General features: G+C 75.3%; 1 protein-coding gene. It reads left to right on the top strand.

Features of this window, described 5'->3' with window-relative positions; translation table 11 throughout:
- Positions 1-41: 41 nt before the first annotated feature.
- Positions 42-1,183, top strand: a 1,142-nt coding sequence (locus tag ABZ641_RS38425; RefSeq protein WP_359989307.1) for an MFS transporter, incomplete at its 3' end; no start/stop codon positions are given.

Below are 1,183 nucleotides of genomic sequence, written 5' to 3'. Positions count from 1 at the left end.
CCGACGCCCGCACGGACCTCCCCGACACGTCCGCCGAGCCCGTGCCCCAGCGCTGGCGCGCCCTGGTGGTCTGCCTGATCGCCGGCTTCATGACCCTGCTCGACGTCAGCATCGTCAACGTCGCCCTGCCGACCGTCCGCACCGGCCTGCACATGACGCAGAGCGGCCTGCAGTGGGTGCTCAGCGGCTACGCGCTGGCCTTCGGCCTCGCCCTCGTGCCGGCCGGCCGGCTCGGTGACGCCCGGGACCGGCGCGCCGTCTTCCTGACCGGCCTCGCCCTGTTCACCGCGGCCAGCGCCCTGTGCGGCGCCGCCCAGAACGAGGCCTGGCTGATCACCGCCCGACTGGTCCAGGGCCTCGCCGGCGGCATCATCGTGCCGCAGGTCTCCGGCTTCATCCAGACCTCCTTCCCCGGCCCCGAACGCGGCCGGGCCTTCGGGATGCTCGGCGCCGTCATCGGCATCTCCACCGCAGTCGGCCCGCTGCTCGGCGGACTGCTCATCGAACTCGCCGGTCCGCAGCACGGCTGGCGCTGGGTCTTCCTGGTCAACGTCCCGATCGGCGTCGCCGCGCTGCCGGTCGCCCGCCGCCTGCTGCCGGACCCGCCGCCCCGCCCCGCCGGCCGCGTCCGCCACAGCGACCTCGACCCGGTCGGCATCCTGCTGCTGGGCGTCGGCACCACCGCCCTCCTGCTGCCCTTCGTCCAGGAGCAGTGGCACGACCGGGCCCGCTGGCTGCTGCTGCCCTTCGCCGTCCTGTTGCTCACCGCCTTCGCCGCCTGGGAGAGCAGGTACGGGCGCCACCGCGAACCGCTGGTCAGCATGGACCTCTTCGCCCGCCGCTCCTACGCCGCCGGCACCCTGCTCTCATTGCTGTACTTCGCCGGGTTCACCTCGGTCTTCTTCGTCTTCACGCTCTACCTGCAGGCCGGGCTGCACTACACCGCGCTCGCCGCGGGACTGGCGATCACCCCGTTCGCCGTGGGCTCCGCGGTGGCGGCGGCCGTCGGCGGCCGGCTGGTCGCCCGCCGCGGGCGGCGGCTGGTCGCGCTCGGCCTGGCCTCCGTGCTGGTCGGCCTGGGCGGCGCCGCGCTCGCGGCCCACCTGACCTCGGGCGACAGCACCGGCTGGGCCACCGCCGCGCCGCTGCTGCTCGCCGGCGCCGGCAGCGGCCTGGTCATCGC

This window comes from Kitasatospora sp. NPDC007106 (assembly GCF_040634455.1).
GTDB classification, from domain to species: domain Bacteria; phylum Actinomycetota; class Actinomycetes; order Streptomycetales; family Streptomycetaceae; genus Kitasatospora; species Kitasatospora arboriphila.
Note: the sequence above shows the minus strand (reverse complement) of the source record. Positions and strands in the feature narration are given on the sequence as shown.